The organism is Holdemanella sp. DFI.5.55, assembly GCF_020593575.1.
GTDB lineage: Bacteria > Bacillota_I > Bacilli_A > Erysipelotrichales > Erysipelotrichaceae > Holdemanella > Holdemanella hominis.
Window position 1 is genome coordinate 1 of record NZ_JAJDMK010000177.1, and the last position, 812, is coordinate 812.

At 34.4% G+C, this 812-nt stretch carries 1 protein-coding gene; it reads left to right on the plus strand.

Annotation, left to right across the window (positions count from 1 at the left end):
• Positions 1 to 36 precede the first annotated feature (36 nt).
• Positions 37 to 812: nucleotidyltransferase (locus LJE08_RS13655; RefSeq protein WP_306666117.1), on the plus strand; the 776-nt coding region annotated here is incomplete at its 3' end.

The following is an 812-nucleotide window of genomic DNA, read 5'->3' on the forward strand; positions in this document are numbered from 1 at the left end:
CAGTTAGCTAAAATGGGGCCAAATGGTGAAATCATTATGGATTACTCAATTTATGATGCCAAAGAGGCTGGCTTTGATAAAGTAGTGTTTATTATTCGTAAGGATATTGAAGAGGAATTTAAAGAAGTAATAGGTAATCGTATCCAGAATTATATGGATGTAGAATATGTATTCCAAGATATTAATGATTTACCAGAAGGATTTACTTGTCCTGAAGGTCGTACAAAACCTTGGGGAACAGGGCAGGCTGTACTATGTGCGAAAAGTGTTGTAGATACACCATATGTGATTATTAATGCGGATGATTATTATGGAAAAGAAGCATTTGTGAAGTTACATGATTTCCTGGTTGAACATGCGAAAATGGGAAAAGAATTTGACATGGGCATGGCTGGATTCATTTTAAAGAACACTTTAAGTGAGAATGGAACTGTAACTCGTGGTGTATGTAAAGTGGATGATAATAATTTATTAAAAGAAGTTTATGAAACAACTGGAATCAAGGCTGAAGGGGATAAAATCGTATGTGATAATCCGGAAGTAGAGGCTTGGGCAAAACCAGAAAGTAATGTTTCTATGAATATGTGGGCTGGGTATCCAGATTTCTTAGACTATTTAGAAAAGGATTTTAGTACGTTCTTATCAAACATTTCAGATAATCCGATGAAGAAGGAATATTTGCTTCCAAATATTGTGGCAGAATTATTGAGAGAAAATCGTATCAATGTGAAGGTACTTGAAACGCATGATAAATGGTTTGGTGTAACATATGCTGAAGATAAGGAATATGTACAAAATGCCTTTAAACAATT